Genomic DNA, 17,727 nt, shown 5'->3' with positions numbered 1-17,727 from the left:
TTTTTTAGCCCCTAGCCCGGCCAATAGGGCGGCTTAGTTGCATTGGCGTGTACCCGCCCGCCAGAACAGGTATTCAAGTCGAGATTCCGGCTAGCCCGGATGATGCTATTGAGGAGATTCTCACCGCCCGCCAGTCACTGATATGGGAGTCTGGGCAGTTGCCGATTTGCTGCGCCGATGGTTGTGCCCACTTTCAGATATCTGGACCACATTACGTCGGCCGCGATACGTATTTTGACGAACTTGGAGCCACCCACATTGCCTGCATCCCTTCCAGTTGAGTTTTCGATTCGTTCCGGTGCCGACCGCAGGCCAATCAACGACAATTCGATCCACACCGTCCGCGGGCAACGTCACTAAGATTCAGGCAGCGGTCGTTCGTCAATCGTCGCTTCGGGGACCAACAGCCCGAAGGCGAAGTAGACAGCATCCGGTTCACTACCCACGCCAGAGTTGATCGAATCAATCACCTCTTGGACGACCGCGACCAGTTTGTCAGGATTCCGTCGACCGCAATTGCAGTTCTCGCAGCCCCCCCTCCCGCAACACCGATAAAGGGAAACGCCCGAGTTTGCCGATCAACTGGTTCGTTCCTTGATCTCTTGCAAGCTTGACGGCTTGCGAACTCGGTCCAATCGTCAGCTTTTTGATCTCCATACAAAGGTCAGTGACGTGATCTAATTCTAGCGAGTTCCCGTCGTTTAGCAGTATTCGCTAGATTCTGTCTACTTTGCTAGACCCCCTTGATCACGGTCTACCGAGCAATGCGAATATGAAGAGATTATTTTATTCGCGTGACCAGACGTGTCACGCGTTTCGGTACACTTTGCAAACTGAATCTCAATGACGGACGGGGGCAAACGATTGATCGGCGATCAATAATCATCGATGCGATCTTTAAATTGGGGGGGGCGACGAACATTGCTCCAACCCTACCGATTCCATCGATGATTCTCCAGAACCGGCTGTCTTATCCATGTGTCCGTGCAACGACGTCTAAAAAGACTTATTTGTTCAACACCTTCGCGATCACCGCTCAACAGGATTCTTTTAAATGCCCTCATCACTCAACCTCAAGACACTTCACGACGCCGTTTCTAACACTGCATGTGCCTTTCGTTCTCGGACGCGGTTGCATCCAGCCGACGGTCCCGGCGGAAAGATCTTTCCACCGACGCATCTGGGCGGCGAGTATGCGATCGAACAACGTCGGAGAACCGGTACCGATGGCAAACCGGAGGAAGTTACTTGCGTGTTGGTTGATTCGGTGCAGTCGAGTGCTAATCGGCTTGAGGAAGCGTTAAAGCTCCAAGTGGACTCGGGCAAGCTGTCCCTTCCACTTGTTCGCGTCGACTTTGACGACGACAAATTGACCGACCCGATCGGATCGTTGTCGACGTTGGACGTTCCGCACCGACTGGCTGATGCGATTTTGCGTGACAGCTTGATTGACGAAGATGGGAAGGCGGTCCCCTTCCGCAAAAGTTCTTGGGGCAGCCGGCTCGACGTTGCAAGCTTGGCCAACGCAACGCCACTTTTGGAAATCTCACCGACTTCCTTGCTGTTCGGGTTGTGGGATAGCACTGGGCCAAAAGGCGGTTTGGGCGCAAAATTTCAACGCGCCATCGTCAGCGAAATCGTAGCCATCGGCGCGGCCGTTGGGGTGCGGACGAGCAGCCGGATCGATCCGCTGCAAATTCGCAGCGGTATCCCGATCAAGAAAGGCAATGATTCCGAATACGAAGTCGCGGCGAAAGAAAGTAAGGGAACCGTGCAGGCATCGGAGATTAACCACGGCAACATCCCGCCGACCATTGATGCTGGCGGGATCACTTGTGACTACTGCGAACATTCATTGACGCTGTCTTTGCCGGCGTTGCGGCGTTTGCGGTTTCCAATAGACGGCCAGTGGTCGCCTGAGGCCGACAATGCTGGAAGAACGCTGTTAGCTTCGATCGGCTTGATGGCATCCGCGTTGGCTTGCGAAGCTGGTTTTGATCTCCGCAGTCGATGCCTGCTGTGGCCGGAAGTTCCGTTTGAATTGGAACTGCTCGATCGACCCGGCGAAACACCCGAGCGGTTTACGTTGACCGGAGATCAAGGCATCGCGCTTTATAACGAAGCGGTCGAGCAACTTCGCGGCGTCGGCCTTCCCTACCATACCGAACCGGTAACGCTGCGTCCCAAAGATTCGTTGATGAAGTTGCTGGTCGCAAGTCAGGAAAAGGCTGCAGCGGAATCACCGACGGAGGGTGACTGAGATGCTCACGATCGCTTGTCGCTACCTGACCGGTCGCGTTGTAGCGGCGTCAGATGCGGATCGCGAAATTTTTGCTTATCCGCCGCAGCCTGCACGACTGATGATGGCGCTCACCGCCGCGGCGCACGAAGGACATGCCGAGCAAGACGAATTTAAAATGCTGACGCGATTGGAGGCGATGCCACCGCCGACGATTGACGCACCAGCGGTCTGTCCGCGAGAAGTCAAGACGGTATTTGTTCCGATCAACGACAAAGTCAACGATCCGTGGAATCGTTCCAAACAACCTCGGTTCTTCCCATCAGCCCATATCGGCGACGCCCCGGTGCGATTCATCTGGCCCGAGGAAACGTTGAGTGACGCCGAGGCCGCTTCGCTGTCGAAATTGCTCGGCCGTGTTGTCCGTTTGGGACACTCTTCGTCGCTCGTCCAGATGTGGCTCGATGACCAGCACAAATCAAGTCAATTGATATCAGCCGAGCAGGCCAAACGTTCGGTTTACGTCCCGGACGCTCGAGGAGAGCATCGGTTTCGGATCACCCGGCCGGGGACCATCGGCCGCTTGCAATCAGACTTTAACGGTAAGGCGATCGAGCGTTACGCAGAACTATCGATGGATCTGGAAAAGGCGAAAACGACCAAACAGCGAAAGCTTGCCAAAGAGCGACAGCAACAGCTTGCGGAAGAGTTTCCCGATGGTCTGCCGACTTCCCGGCGTCCGGTGATCCGCACCACGCAGGGTTACCGGGAGCAAGTCGAACCGTCGTCGACCACCATTGTAGAAACGGTGTTTGATCCGGCGATGATCTCGCTGGCGCAGATCGAAGGAAACACGCACCATCTGTTGCAAACGCTTCATCTGACGCGAACACTCCGGCAAGCGTTGATCAGTCATTTGGGCAACGGACGTGGCGAAGTCCCGTCGTGGATCTCGGGTCACGCTGAAGATGGGGGCCCGACCTCCGATCCGCACATAGCGTTTTTGCCGCTTCCGCACGTTGGAGATTCGATCGATCGTATGCCGAGCAATGATCAAACGCGACGGCGGCTCGATGTTCGCAGAACCCGTGTCGATGGTCACTTATTGGGATTGGGGATGGTGATCCCGCGAACGATCGAGGATGACCGTCGTGGCTTGGAACTGGCAAGCTTTTTGGTCGAAGACGATGGAACACCTAAGGGCATTCGGCTGTACGGCAACCACGACGAGTCGAACCAAAACAGCGAATTGGAATTGCAGTTTGAAGACCGCATTCGGCCTCCTCGCGCGATCATCCCGGAGACCTGGACTCGACCATCACGGTACTGGGCGACCGTGACGCCGATTGTTCTAGATCGTCATCCCCAAGCCGATTCTCGACGCGAAAGAGCGAAATGGCGTGCGGAAGTCACGTCGATCATCGCCCGCGCCTGCGCAAACATTGGCATCGATCAGCAACCGATCGCTGTTGACCTGGGCCGGCACGGTTTCTTGGCAGGCGTTCCGAGTGCGTATCGCAGCGCGGGTCAGCGAACCGGTTCATTTCCGCTATTCTCGGACGTCGACGGCAAGCGACACCGGATGCAACTTCACGCCCTGTTGGAATTTAAGAATCCGATACGCGGCCCAGTAATTTTGGGTGCCGGACGGTTTCGAGGCTACGGGTTTTGTAAGCCGATTCAAGTGCGAAACTGACGAATAGATAATCTGGCTCCCCTCGCCCCGCTTCGGGGAGCGGGGCCGGGGGTGAGGGGCTTACGAAGTTTGAATCAGGAATGTTTGAGAGTGCAAGTTTGAACACGATGAATTTTGATCCACTGACACCTGACGACTTTACCGACTTCTTTCAGGCGATTCACGGCTATTCGCCATACCGCTGGCAACGTCAGCTCGTCGAGACGATCGATCAAACGGGATGGCCCGATCAATTGGCGTTTCCCACAGGCAGCGGCAAAACGTCCGTGCTGGACATCGCCTTGTTTTCGCTGGCATTGCAATCTGATCGCGAACACCTCCAGCGGACGACCGCAACGCGCATCTTTTTCGTTGTCGATCGTCGGATTGTCGTCGACGCTGCGGCACGATTGGCCGGCCAGTTGGCCTCCGAAATCAACCCGGATCATTCCGAGCCAGTCGTGCGAAACGTAGCAGTTCGCTTGCAATCGCTGTCGATGCGGGACGGCCGAATCGGCCAACCCGGTGAGAGCATCGTTGCAACCCATATGTTGCGGGGCGGATTTTATCGCACCAACGCGTGGGCCGGTTCGGCAACTCAACCGACGATCGTCAGCGCCACGGTCGATCAAGTCGGATCACGATTGTTGTTTCGCGGCTACGGGATCAGCCCGGCGGCGCGATCGTTGCAAGCCGGTTTGATCGGTAGCGACAGCCTGATCGTGATCGATGAAGCCCACATCAGTCGCGCGTTTGCCGAATGCGCCCGCTCAGTTGCCGAGTACCAGCGCCGCGAACAATTGCGTTGCCCCGCCCCGATCACCCGACCGCTGAAAGTCGTCGAATTGTCGGCCACGATGGCGCCGCAACCGAGCATGAGTGCCAACGTTTTGGACGAACCACCAACGATCCCGCCTTCCCGCAAGCTGGAGCGTATCGAATTCGACTTGGAGGCCGAACGCCAAGCAAATCCGACCTCGCCGGCCGTGAAGCGATATGAAGTTGCCAAACCGATCAGCGTCTCCGTCGCGGAAAAGGCGAAGGGAAAACGCTGGAGCGATGGGCTGGTGAAGGATCTCGACAAGCGGGTTCGCAACCATCTGACCGATCAAGCGAATTCGGTGGCAGTGGTCGTCAATCGCGTTAAGACGGCGATTGACCTATTCCAACAACTTCGATCGGGAAAGCAGTCAGTCGACGCCGACGTTGAACTGATGATCGGGCGGATGCGACCGCACGACCGAGACCGAATTGCCGAACGTTTGCGTCTACGTTTGGAACCTTGCCTCGAGGGAGCGTCGGGGGAAAAGCCGATCGTTGTGATCGCCACGCAATGTTTGGAGGTCGGCGCAGATCTGGACTTCCAACGGATGATCAGCGAAGCGGCCAGCTTAGATGCGCTTCGTCAACGGTTCGGCCGCTTGAACCGATCGGCCCAACAGGCCAATTCACGCGGCGAAGTGGTGGTGCGTGCCGACCAACAAATTGATTCATCAAAATTGGATGACATTGCCGGATCGAAGTCGCAGGCCAACGACCCGGTCTACGGCGATAGCCTCTCGCGAACATTCGATTGGTTGCAAACCATTGCCAGCGACGACGAAATTGATTTCGGTAGCCGAGCGATGGATCGACACTTCGCCGATTGGATCGACCGCAACGCCGCCGACGGGCATGCCGAGCAGACCTCGCGGTTGCTGGCCGGCACTGCTGAACAAGCGATCTTGCTACCGGCCCATGTGAAGATGTTGGTGCAGACGACGGTTGATCCCGGCGTTCATCCCGATCCCGACGTCAGCCTGTTTCTACATGGCATGATTGACCGGCCGGCCGACGTGAACGTCTGCTGGCGAAGTGATCTGTTTCGGCTCGAATCCAGCCCGGCGGCAAAAGGTGAAAAAGACGAGGAACGCTTCAAAGCTGTCACGCTCGACGATCGCGATCTAGTTGCCGCGGTCACCCAGTGTCCGCCGACTTCACCGGAGTGCATGACGATGCCGATCAAGGCAGTGACAAGATGGATGCGCGGGCAGTCGGGCGTCGATGAGAATCTGGCAGATACCGCTTCGCTGATGGAACACGATGACGAAGTGGAATCATCGAGAGATTTGGTCGGTGTGATCTACCGAGGACCTGACGAATCGGTCGCGTGTCGTAACCCTCGTGACCTGCGACCCGGTGACACGCTGGTGCTGCCGACTACTGTCGGAGGATGGAATGACCTAGGTTTTTTGCCTACCGAAACATCGATCGACACATTAGATCCTGACGAATTATCACTGCAACAAGTGGAATGTCTGATCGGCGTCGATGTTGCCGACGAATCCTCACTGCTGGCACGTTGGAAGTTTCAGCTTCGTTTAATGCCCGCTTTGCGAGCGTTTGAAAAAAGCTTGCCGGATTGGCTTTCCAAGATCGATCGCGGTGACGAACGAAGCGTACCCGCAGATTGGCTTGGTGCGCTGATTGCGAAGCGAATCGACCTCTGCGATGCGAGCTTTCAACAATTACTCCGGAAAATCTCTTTCGGCGAAAACGATCCAGTGATGCTCGACGGACCGGGAACGTATCGGTTACGAATTCGCGACGGCAACACGGGCTTTCTGATTCAGGGACAAGAACGATTGACATCCGCGCAGGCTCATTCGATCGGGGCCGGCGATGGAGAACACCGAGAGATTGAATGGGTGGAAACCCCCGAATGCAACCGAGCCGTTTCGCTAGTCGATCACTCCACAGCTGTCAGCGAGCGAGCGTCCTCTATAGCCAACGCAGTTGGGCTGCCCGAAAAACTTCAGGCGACCATGGGCCGTTTTGGATGGCTACATGATCTGGGAAAGGGCGATGCGCGCTTCCAAACGATGCTCAGCGGTCTGCCCGGCCGAATCGGATGGTTGCGCGGAAAGCCGCTGGCTAAATCCGGTCGAATCGACGAGTCGGCAGCCGTACGTCGGCGGATACGAGAACAAGCGAACTTACCTCGTGGATTCCGCCACGAACGAACGAGTGTTTTGGTCGCTGAAGGGCTCGGGATTGAATCCGATCCGCTGGCTTTGTACTTGGTCGCCGCCCATCACGGGCACGCGCGTCCCTGGTATCCGCCCGTCGACGATCCGCTGCCGCCGGCAGTCACAAAGGACGCGATCGAAGGTTTGGAATTGGTTCCAACGGTTGACTCTTCCATCGAAGATTTTGCAGGCGATCTTCGTATCGCGGATCGCTTTTGGCAGACACAGGAATCATTCGGGTATTGGGGATCCGCTTGGCTGGAAACGATTGCACGCTTGGCAGATCAACAAGTCAGCCGGGAAGAAGCGATGAATGCCAATACTTCGACGGCCCCAGGGTCATCGCGTCCCACCAACGCGATCCAATCATCCAACGATCCCACGGCGTTGCATGAAATCCCGCTCGAGGGACTCGACGGCGGCAACACCCTGGCCTATTTGGCCGCGTTGGGTGCGTTGGTTTTGGTCAATCAAGCTTGCCGAAAATCGGGAATCGATCAGCCTCGGATGAGTTGGTCGGTCCGCGATGCGGCCTATCGACCAAGCTTATGGCTGCCAGCCCAACAAGCCACCGAAGATTGGATCATCGATGCTTTGGAGCAAGTTCTCGACGAAACCTTCACCGGACCGCGACGCTGGCTCGATAGTGGCTATCAAAAGGGTCAATCGGAATGGCCCAAAGGGTCTGGCAAAGTCAATCCGAATCCGGCTTGGATGCGACTGGTTGCCGAAGCTACCCGCCGACACTTCATTGCCTCACCGGACGTCGACTCCTTTGAATGTGATTGGGTATCCGCGATCGGCAGCGAGGCGTCTCAGCGACGAAGCAGCAAAGTACGCGAAATCGACTACTCGCATCTTTATTTGACCCGAGGTTCGGGGCACCAGCGGATGTTTGAGATCGCCAGGGCGATTCGCGAGCAAACCGAATCAAGTCACTTGCGCGAAGCTTTGTTCGAAACGTGGTCCTATACAGATCTTGGACGCGGATTGTCGTTGCGATTCGACGCTGCTGAAGATCGCCCGTACGCTATGCGGTGGCTCAATCCATCGAGTGACCCGATTCAAACGGTACGCGGTGCCAACGCGTTAGCTTTTGAAGCCTTGGTGTGTTTCCCGACGGCGGTCGTGCGACACGAATTGATGACGACCGGGTTTCATCGAATCCGTCGCAAGGGGACACACTGGTACTGGCCAATGTGGCGTTATCCGATCACCTTGGGTGTCGTGGGCAGTCTGTTGCAAATCGACCTTCGTCGTATTTCAACCGCATTGAACTCAACGTCCCACCACGACGCCACGGCATCGTTTGTCGATCGCTGCGGCATCGAAGCGATTTACCAAGCCGAACGGAAGGTCAACGACAAGTTCTTCAATTTTGCTCCTTCCGTTGCCTTGCGATAGAACATCTCATTAAAACGATATATCCGTCGTCGGACTGAGCCAACGCCGCGAGCCGGCCCCCGTTCTTTCTCAATTCGGTTGTTGAATCCTTTCGATCCCACGCCCGTTCGCGGTCGTCGCGGGTGACCGCGAGCCGGGCGCTGGGCACGGGGCCAGACCTGTCGACTTAAACGAAGGCATGGAGGGTCGATAGGTGGCGTGCGTTTAATGCGAGTGTATACCTGTCGGCGCTGTGGAAAATATTTGGCTTACCGCGCTGTCGCGATGCTGGCGTGCCGATTTTCTCCAACTACCCTGGTGCAGGTCGGCCAGGGACTCTTGGCCCTTCGCGACGGCCCGCCGAGTTCATTCGCCGTGCGACGTATCTACCTGATCACCTATGACGTCTGTGAGCCCAAGCGGCTTCGCCAGACCTTCAAATGCTTGAAGAACTGGGGCGACCATCTTCAGTACAGCGTCTTTGAGTGCCATCTGACGCCGACGGATTTGATCCACTGCAAAGCCGAACTCGCCGAGATCATCCATCACGGCGAAGACCAAGTCTTGGTCGTCGACCTGGGCAGCGTCGAAAATCGATCCGATGATTTGGTCCAAGCCATCGGCAAACCCTACAGCGACATGGCCGCCCCATGCATTGTTGTGTAAGTCACTACAACTGGCCGCTCGCAACTAGCAACTCAACAAACCATGATCCAGCCTCTTGACTCGAACGACACTGAGCAGCCTTCGGTCGACTACCTGCCGGCCCGGATGATCAACGAATACGTCTACTGTCCACGGCTCTTTTACCTGATGCACGTCGAAGGCCAGTTTGCCGACAGCTACGAAACAGTGCAAGGCCGCATCGTACATCGACGTGTCGACAGCGGTAACGGACGGCTTGATGCACCGGAGGTCTTCCCCGAAGCCGACCTGGAACCGGCGGAAATCGATATGCCACCAGAACCGCCAAAACGTCGCGGAAAAATGAAGCACGTGCAAGCGGCAACGTTGTTTGCCGATGCCGATACCGCTGATGATGATGTCGACGCGGCCGACCCCCGAGAGGATAACGAAGAGAAAACTCGATCGTCCGTTCACGCTCGCAGCATTACACTCAGCAGTGATTCCCTCGGCGTGATCGCGAAGCTTGATTTGGCCGAAGCGAACGGGCAACATGTCACCCCGATCGACTACAAACGCGGCCGACCTCGACGTGAAGCAGACGGTACCGCTGGAGCTTGGCCGCCGGAACGTGTGCAAATCGCCTTGCAAGCGATGGTGCTTCGCGACAACGGGTATCAATGCGACAGCGGCATGCTGTACTTCGATGAAACGCGACAGCGCGTCGACGTCCCTCTGGATGACGCCTTAATTCGGCAGGCCGAACAGGCCATCAATGGAGCGCGAGCGGTCTATGACTCTGCGACGATCCCGCCGCCGCTGGTCGACAGTCCAAAATGCCCAAAATGTTCGCTGGCGAAAATCTGCTTGCCCGACGAAACGGCTCGGCTGGTCGAAAACCGCCGGCTCAGCGAACTAGAGCCTGATCGCGAAGTCCGTGCGATCGTCACCGCCCGCGACGAGCGGCGGCCGATCTATTTGAGCACCCAAGGACTGTGGGTCGGCAAGAAAGGCGACATCTTGCAGGCTAAAGCCGACGGCAAGCTGCTGCAGGAGATCCGTTTGAACGAAGTCAACCAAGTCAACTTGTTGGGCAACGTCCAACTTTCCACGCAAGCGATGCAGACGATGCTGCGGATGGAAATCCCGGTCGCTTACTTTACGCAAAAAGGATACTTCTACGGCGTCGCCGGCGGTCTGGGCGTTAAGAACATTCTGGTACGCCGCGAACAATTTCGACGCGCCGACGATACCCAATTCTGCTTACGACTGGCTAGGGAGCTGGTGCGTGGCAAGATCCGCAACCACCGCACATTGCTGATGCGGAATCATCGCCAGCCTTCGTCGATTACGTTGCGCGAATTGAAACGATCTGCCGATCACGCGACGCGATCGGATTCGCTGGCGTCACTGCTGGGGATCGAAGGCAACGCGGCACGATTGTACTTCGGCGATTTCTCCGGGATGTTGAAGGTCGACTGTGATGTGGAGACGTCCCCCGGGGCGGCGCTTTCGGAGAAACGCCCGGCCTTCGACTTTCGCGGCCGCAATCGCCGTCCGCCTCGCGACCCGGTCAACGCGCTATTGTCGTTCGCATACGCACTTTTGACCAAAGACTGCTTGGTGGCGGCAACGAAAGTGGGGCTGGATCCCTATTTGGGTTTCTACCACCAAATCAAACCGGGCAAGCCGGCACTGGCGCTCGACTTGATGGAACCGTTCCGCCCGCTGATTGCGGAGTCGGCGGTGTTATCGGCGATCAACAATCGGATGGTCACGCCAGAGCATTTCCTTGTGGCGGGCCAATCGGTTGTGCTGACCGGTACCGGCCGAAAGCATTTCTTGATGGCCTACGAGAAGCGAATGGATGCCACGGTGACTCACCCATTGTTTGGATATCGGGTAAGCTACCGTCGGCTACTGGAGATTCAAACTCGGTTGCTCGCCCGCCTGCTCAGCGGCGAGATCGACGACTATCCAGTCTTCGTGACGCGATAGTTGGATCCCTCAGGCTCGGAATCGTGGCAAGACGCGGGTGCGAGCGGTTCGGCGGTGACGAATCACCGGCAACCTCTCGCAGTCCGGCAAATCACGGTTTCAAACGGCCCCCACGATGTCATTTTCCCACGATCGAACCCCATCATGGCACCAACCGCTCGAAACGCGCCATCAAAATCCGTTAAAATGCCGAGGCCGCCGGCCCGGGCCTTTCCGCGCTCAATTGAGCGCGGCCTCATTGAAGCAAAACTACATGAGTTCCTGCGAGTCCCCACCTTTGGCTTTCCGCGCTCAATTGAGCGCGGCCTCATTGAAGCGAAGATCACTTCGACGATCGCGTCACGCCAGCCGCTGACTTTCCGCGCTCAATTGAGCGCGGCCTCATTGAAGCGTGCAGGCCCAAGGTGCTGAAAGCTTCGCGGTCGAATTCTTTCCGCGCTCAATTGAGCGCGGCCTCATTGAAGCTTTCCCATTGGCCACTCGGGGTACTGGTCGCCGTCACTTTCCGCGCTCAATTGAGCGCGGCCTCATTGAAGCTCGGCGGGAGGGCGGCGCGGCATTGTTCGCCGATCCACTTTCCGCGCTCAATTGAGCGCGGCCTCATTGAAGCGCATGAATGCAGCAGAGTCAAAGGTTGGCAAGCACGTCTTTCCGCGCTCAATTGAGCGCGGCCTCATTGAAGCCTGACGCCGGACGCACGGGATAGGGCGGCCTGTGTCACTTTCCGCGCTCAATTGAGCGCGGCCTCATTGAAGCCTGCACAACGCCGCCAACCCTTGGCCGTACAAGGTGATCTTTCCGCGCTCAATTGAGCGCGGCCTCATTGAAGCAAGGTGAACGGAAACAGGGCAGGCGGTTACCTACCCGCTTTCCGCGCTCAATTGAGCGCGGCCTCATTGAAGCGCCCGCACCAAGCAGCTGCCCGGTGTGGAACTGCAACTTTCCGCGCTCAATTGAGCGCGGCCTCATTGAAGCCGAGTCCCGTTGTAGCGGAAACAGCCCACAGCGGTCTTTCCGCGCTCAATTGAGCGCGGCCTCATTGAAGCTGAGGATTGCGAATAATCGCAGGTGGTCGAATTGGTACTTTCCGCGCTCAATTGAGCGCGGCCTCATTGAAGCATTCGGGAGGTGATGCAATGGCAAACGCGATAATGACTTTCCGCGCTCAATTGAGCGCGGCCTCATTGAAGCGAAATCAACGAAATGCGGCAGGAAATCTTGCGAGAGCTTTCCGCGCTCAATTGAGCGCGGCCTCATTGAAGCTCGTCAGTGCCGCCTCCAGGGCCGCGATCTGGCCACTTTCCGCGCTCAATTGAGCGCGGCCTCATTGAAGCTCTTGGTGGCTTTCTTGCGGGCGGCTTTCTTGGGCCTTTCCGCGCTCAATTGAGCGCGGCCTCATTGAAGCCAACTACGGGTAGACAAGTCGGACAGCGACCCCGATCTTTCCGCGCTCAATTGAGCGCGGCCTCATTGAAGCGAGAACTCTATCACAGGTTGGGCACGGTTCACGTTCGCTTTCCGCGCTCAATTGAGCGCGGCCTCATTGAAGCCTGTTCTCGATCTCCACACCTTCCCCTTACCCAATCTTTCCGCGCTCAATTGAGCGCGGCCTCATTGAAGCCCGACGTAAAGGTCTGGGATCCGAAGCCGCGGACAACTTTCCGCGCTCAATTGAGCGCGGCCTCATTGAAGCCTCATCATATCTCGTAGGCGACACGACGTCACTCGCTGCTTTCCGCGCTCAATTGAGCGCGGCCTCATTGAAGCCCTGCTGCACCGGCGTCGCCCAGCGGCAGTTCCCCGGCTTTCCGCGCTCAATTGAGCGCGGCCTCATTGAAGCGTCGCCATGCTCGACGAAAAGTCATGCTCCGTCGGTGCTTTCCGCGCTCAATTGAGCGCGGCCTCATTGAAGCAAGAATTCTCCGCGATCGTCGATTTCACATAGCCACGCTTTCCGCGCTCAATTGAGCGCGGCCTCATTGAAGCGCGCCCTCTCGGTTCTACGCTTTCCCACTATCACCACTTTCCGCGCTCAATTGAGCGCGGCCTCATTGAAGCGCGTTGGTGGATGGCGCAACGGTCGTCGACGAAGGCCTTTCCGCGCTCAATTGAGCGCGGCCTCATTGAAGCTTCCGCGTTTCTGCGGATTCGCCAGAAACTCCGCCACTTTCCGCGCTCAATTGAGCGCGGCCTCATTGAAGCCAATTCGTCCGCCAACACTTCGGCACGCTCGCGCATCTTTCCTCGCTCAATTGAGCGCGGCCTCATTGAAGCAAACAGACCTTCGGCGCCATTGGGCGACCAGAAAACTTTCCGCGCTCAATTGAGCGCGGCCTCATTGAAGCCGATGGCTGCGAGCCGGTGTCTTCACCGCCGTCCTCCTTTCCGCGCTCAATTGAGCGCGGCCTCATTGAAGCGTCAGTTCGTCGGTCAGCCGTTCAAACGGGGTTTTGCTTTCCGCGCTCAATTGAGCGCGGCCTCATTGAAGCTCAAGTACATCTGGCGGGCCGCGGAATGTGTCAACGACATTGAGACAACTTTTGGATACTTGTTAGCAGGGCAGCCCAGCGTACTCGGGGGCCAGCCCCCGAACCCCCGGGATTTTTTTAGGCATGGCTCGGGTGTTCAATGATGTTTCTTGTGGTATCGTCGACTCGTCCGGTGAAACGGAAGATGGCTCTGCGGGGACGCAACCGTCCAAGGGATAGCCGGATCGAGGGTGCGTCAATGACGTCTCTTATGGAGCTCCGGGGCAATTCGCTTCAGGGGTTCCGATTTTTCTTTCTCTTTCCCGTTTTGGAGCGTTGATCCAGACGGCCTTGGGAAGACTCGCAGGAGTTGGGACGCCGCCCACGAATCGCTCAGGATTCTTTTGCCACGCCTCTCGAAGCGTTTCCTGTCGCTGTGCAAGGATTTCTTCGGCTTGTCCGTAGTGTAACGATGATGGTGTGAGTAGGCCGATGCCGCTGTGGTAATGTTCGTCGTTGTACCAGCTGAAAAAGTCTCGGCAGAACCCAAGTGCATCTTCATAGCACCCAAATCGCTTTGGGAATTCAGGACGATACTTCATCGTTTTAAATTGGCTTTCCGAGAACGGGTTGTCGTTGGAAACGTGGGGGCGGCTGTGTGACTTTGTGACGCCCAGCGAAGTGAGTAATTCGGCCACGGAATGGGATGTCATCGAAGGCCCACGGTCGCTGTGAAGGATCAATTGGTCGGATTGGACGCCTTGTTTTTCAATTGTTGTTTCAATGAGCTGGGTGGCCAGATCGGCGGCTTCACGATGCGCCAGCATCCAGCCGACGACGCAGCGACTGTAGATGTCCAGGATGACGTAAAGGTAATAATAGGTCCATGTTTCGGGACCCTTCAGCTTGGTGATGTCCCAAGACCAAACCTCATTGGGTCCGCTCGCCAACAGTTCCGGCTTTTGATAGTTGGGGTGTTTCAGTTGATTCCGCCGCTCGCGAGAACTCTGGTTCTCGGCGAGGATCCGATACATCGTTCGCACGCTGCACAGGTAATCGCCTTCATCAAGCAACTTCGAATAGACCTGCCGCGGTGACTGATCAGCGAAACGTTCACTGACGAGTTGATCAAGCACCGCCTTTCGTTCATCCGCTGATAGCGTTCGAGCAGGTGCAGGCCTCGGGCTCGATGGCCGATCGGGATCACGACGACGGTAAAACGTCGCTCTGGAAACGTTCAGTGCCCGACACGCGGCGGCGACGCCGACGCGTTTGCTAAGCCCTTCGGCTGCTTTCAGTCTGTCTTCTCGGGTGATCGCGTCTGCATCATCTCCGAGACTTTTTTTTGGACGTCAATGATCAACTCCGCCTGACGGAGTTTCTCTTTCAAGCGTTCATTCTCACGCCTCAGATCAGCGAGTTCCTTTGCCGCTGACGCCTTTTTGGGTGATGCTGCTCGATTGGATTTTTTCGATGATGACAATGGTTCTTCCCGAAGTTGACGACGCCAGCGTCCTACCACTGACGAGTAAAGCCCTTCGCGTCGCAGCAGGGCTCCGATTTCACCAGGCTCGGTACACCGTTCGGCCTCGAGCGCGATGCGGCGTTTGTACTCGGCAGTAAAGCGACGACGGCTCGCTTTCTCAGTCACCTCAGGATTTTTCTCAACTTTTTTGTCAGCGTTCTCGGTCATGCAAAATGCTCCGTGCCCTCAACTCTGAAAAACTCAAAGTTGTCTCACGCATGTTGGCACGTCGCAGCCTTCGGCCGCAACCAAACGATCCGGCCTCCATGACCGTTCAGAATGCCGGGGGATTTTCCCAGGCATTGCTCGGGTGTTCAAGGAGCGGCCAAATGGTTGCAATCTGCGGCACCTTCCGCAATCCTTGCTATTTACATGGTTGGCGTTTTACGCTGGGAGGGTGACATGGAACGATTCATCGAACGACACGATCAACGCATCATCGGTGTTTTGTCGGGATTCGACCGGATCCTTTTTCGTGGGACCATACGTGCGTTGAGTTACTTGGACGGGATGGATAAGTATTTGAACGTACATGGCGTCCTCTACAAACATTTCGGCGGTTTCGTCCAACGCATCTCAGACAGAATCAAGGAACACGCCGCTGAATACGCTGAAGCGCATGGCCGGCCGTTCCGATACTTAACGTCTTCATCCATTTCCAAAGAAGACTGCGCGCGAAGCATCATGGAGCAAGACTCCATTCAGCAAGGATTAGTTTGCGTTTTGTCATGTGTGGAATCGTGCCAAACCTACGAGCTTCATAAAGATCCGAAAGGAAAACGTCTTGAATTGGCGCATGCCCGAAGGAAATGCTTGTTCCTCTATTTCTACTTCGTCGACCGGGAATTTGGCCTGATGCACGTCCGACTTCAGACTTGGCTTCCCATGACTATCCAGGTTTGTTTGAACGGGCGTGAATACCTTGCAGGTCGACTGGATAAGGCTGGCATCGGCTACAACAAACAGGGCAATTGCTTTACCCATATTGATGACCTTGCCAAGGCCCAGCAGATGATTGACGATCTTCACAAGCGAAACTGGGTACAGTTCCTGAATGCGTTGGCCCGTCGGTTCAATCCCTGGCTCAAACTGAAAAGTCAGCTGAAGTTCCCCGCGTATTACTGGACCATGCGCGAAAGTGAATACGCGACTGATGTGATGTTTGCGAATGAGGCTTCACTTAATGCGATCTACCCTGCTCTTGTCAATCATGCAGTTCAGCACTTCGGCTGTCGCGATGTGATGCGATTTATGGGCCGTCGCTTTCATCGTGATTTCAACGGGGAAGTGACAAGCGATGTGAAGCATCGTGTGGAAGGAGTAAGGATAAAACACTGGGTCGATGAGAACTCGATCAAAATGTACGACAAGGCGGGCAGCGTACTGAGAATCGAAACCACGATTAACAATCCGAGACGCTTCAACGTTCGAAGAAAAGCGACCCGTGGCGGCGAAGTTGTTGTTGCATGGTTTCCGATGCGAAAGAGCGTCGCCGACGTTGCACGGCGTGTGGAAATATGTCACGCCGCGAATGAGCGCTATCTTGAGGCACTCGCTGTCGTAGGAGAATCATCTCCCGCGCACAAGATACTTGATCCAGTAAGTCGCCGGATTTTCCGTCAGGGACGACCATATCGGGGGCTACGCCCGATCGAACCGGACGAAGTTCGCATGTTCTCGGTTCTGCAGGAAGGGACGTTCCTCTTGCAAGGGTTCCGCAATAAAGACCTACGGTCAAGGCTCTTTCCACATGTCAATCGTAATGACAAAGAGCGGAAGCGGGCGGCTGGGCGTATCACTCGGTTGCTACGGTTGCTTCGCGCACACGGATTGATCCGAAAAGTTTCAGGCACGTTCTACTATCGAATAACACAAAAAGGGCAGAAACTTATGACGACGGCTCTGAAACTTCGCGACACCGAACTCCTCGAATTGAGCGCTTAATCTTTGTTGTCAAAACAAGCTTTCACGGGTTTGTTATACAGAGGGCCGGCCTGAAAGGCGACGCCGCTTTCCGCGTTCAATTGAGCGCGGCTTCATTGAAGCCCGATCGCCCCCACTTCCCGCATCACGGCAATGATGGCTTTCCGCGTTCAATTGAGCGCGGCCTCATTGAAGCTTGAATAGCGAAAGTCGCACCCTTTAATGGCTGACCTTTCCGCGTTCAATTGAACACGGCCTCATTGAAGTCCGTCAGTGCCGGACTCCAGCAGCGTCCATCCGGTTGACCACATGACCGACGAGGATTGCGGGGTCCTTTGTGAAGCTCGATCGGAGGGGCAAGTGAGCATCCGGCCCTTGGGTGAAATGGAACTTGCCAGCGGCAAACCAAGCCGTCAAATTGTCGGGGACTACAGTTACTGGTTCAACAACTTCAGGTAGAGTTTTGTCCAAAGGTGAGAACCGCATCACGATTATTCCGGCGATCCACGGCAAGCTGACTTCTGACCGGAAGGCAAGCGAACCGGATGTCGCCTGGATCGTTCAGAAGTGGCTGGAACGGCATCCCGAAGTTGAGAATCGTCGGGGGCGTATCCGAGCCGTGAGCGGCCAGTGGACGACCGAAGATGGTCTGAAAACCGAGGTCATTACGATCACGATGAACATTGACGACGATATTGCCGGCTACGATCCTGAACAAGATGCCGATCTCTACGAGTACTGGAGGGCTGAACCTCGGTATTTTGAAGCGAGCTAGTGCGGTCAACGACCGAAAACACTCTGGCCAACGAAACGGCGGTCACCAACACGTCTCGCGCCACATAATGGCGTTGCCTTCGCTTTGACGGACTACGAATCGCTGCGCC

At 56.2% G+C, this 17,727-nt stretch carries 8 protein-coding genes and 1 CRISPR repeat array; of the genes, 7 read left to right on the top strand and 1 reads right to left on the bottom strand.

The genetic code is table 11. The features are described from left to right. Positions 1-1,054 precede the first annotated feature (1,054 nt). The 5 genes from cas7g to cas4g/cas1g all read left to right on the top strand — a co-directional run bounded on the left by cas7g (position 1,055) and on the right by cas4g/cas1g (position 10,927). Complete coding sequence (cas7g, locus tag Mal15_RS09150; protein ID WP_147867476.1) at positions 1,055-2,260, top strand: type I-G CRISPR-associated RAMP protein Csb1/Cas7g; 1,206 nt, start codon at positions 1,055-1,057, stop codon at positions 2,258-2,260. 1 nt (position 2,261) lies between these two features. Then, positions 2,262-3,935 carry a type I-G CRISPR-associated protein Csb2 gene (gene csb2 / locus Mal15_RS09145; RefSeq protein ID WP_147867475.1) on the top strand — a complete coding sequence of 558 codons (1,674 nt, stop codon included), beginning with the start codon at positions 2,262-2,264 and terminating at the stop codon, positions 3,933-3,935. Between the two features lie 107 nt (positions 3,936-4,042). Beyond that, complete coding sequence (cas3g, locus tag Mal15_RS09140) at positions 4,043-8,326, top strand: type I-G CRISPR-associated helicase/endonuclease Cas3g (protein ID WP_167546698.1); 4,284 nt, start codon at positions 4,043-4,045, stop codon at positions 8,324-8,326. A 354-nt stretch (positions 8,327-8,680) separates the two neighbouring features. Further along, a complete protein-coding gene (gene cas2, locus Mal15_RS09135; RefSeq protein WP_199773834.1) occupies positions 8,681-8,971 on the top strand; it encodes a CRISPR-associated endonuclease Cas2 in 291 nt (96 codons plus the stop codon). A 42-nt stretch (positions 8,972-9,013) separates the two neighbouring features. Continuing rightward, the gene (gene cas4g/cas1g / locus Mal15_RS09130; protein ID WP_147867472.1) at positions 9,014-10,927 is read left to right on the top strand and encodes a CRISPR-associated endonuclease Cas4g/Cas1g; all 1,914 of its coding nucleotides are present in this window, start codon (positions 9,014-9,016) and stop codon (positions 10,925-10,927) included. Positions 10,928-11,136: 209 nt separating this feature from the next. Next, a CRISPR array of direct repeats spans positions 11,137-13,416; the repeat unit is 36 nt; unit sequence CTTTCCGCGCTCAATTGAGCGCGGCCTCATTGAAGC. A gap of 248 nt (positions 13,417-13,664) precedes the next feature. Here the strand turns inward: cas4g/cas1g and Mal15_RS09125 are convergent. Next, a protein-coding gene (locus Mal15_RS09125) for an IS3 family transposase (protein WP_147867471.1) occupies positions 13,665-15,088 on the bottom strand; the annotation gives its coding sequence in 2 pieces (ribosomal slippage) (positions 13,665-14,734 and positions 14,734-15,088; 1,425 coding nt in all). Between the two features lie 234 nt (positions 15,089-15,322). Between Mal15_RS09125 and Mal15_RS09120 the strand changes: the two genes are divergently transcribed. Continuing rightward, entirely contained in the window at positions 15,323-16,864 is a 1,542-nt protein-coding gene (locus tag Mal15_RS09120) for a hypothetical protein (protein WP_147867301.1), read from the top strand. Positions 16,865-17,306: 442 nt separating this feature from the next. Further along, positions 17,307-17,618, top strand: a complete 312-nt coding sequence (locus tag Mal15_RS09115; protein ID WP_147867470.1) for a hypothetical protein — start codon at positions 17,307-17,309, stop codon at positions 17,616-17,618. Positions 17,619-17,727 lie beyond the last annotated feature (109 nt).

Origin of the sequence: Stieleria maiorica, assembly GCF_008035925.1 — a bacterium.
GTDB lineage: Bacteria > Planctomycetota > Planctomycetia > Pirellulales > Pirellulaceae > Stieleria > Stieleria maiorica.
Note: the sequence above shows the minus strand (reverse complement) of the source record. Positions and strands in the feature narration are given on the sequence as shown.

What these genes read in the sequence shown, in the direction of transcription:
- cas7g (WP_147867476.1), top strand. Translation starts at nt 1,055, where the DNA reads ATGCCCTCATCACTCAACCTCAAGACACTTCACGACGCCGTTTCTAAC.
- csb2 (WP_147867475.1), top strand. Translation starts at nt 2,262, where the DNA reads ATGCTCACGATCGCTTGTCGCTACCTGACCGGTCGCGTTGTAGCGGCG.
- cas3g (WP_167546698.1), top strand. Translation starts at nt 4,043, where the DNA reads ATGAATTTTGATCCACTGACACCTGACGACTTTACCGACTTCTTTCAG.
- cas4g/cas1g (WP_147867472.1), top strand. Translation starts at nt 9,014, where the DNA reads ATGATCCAGCCTCTTGACTCGAACGACACTGAGCAGCCTTCGGTCGAC.
- Mal15_RS09120 (WP_147867301.1), top strand. Translation starts at nt 15,323, where the DNA reads ATGGAACGATTCATCGAACGACACGATCAACGCATCATCGGTGTTTTG.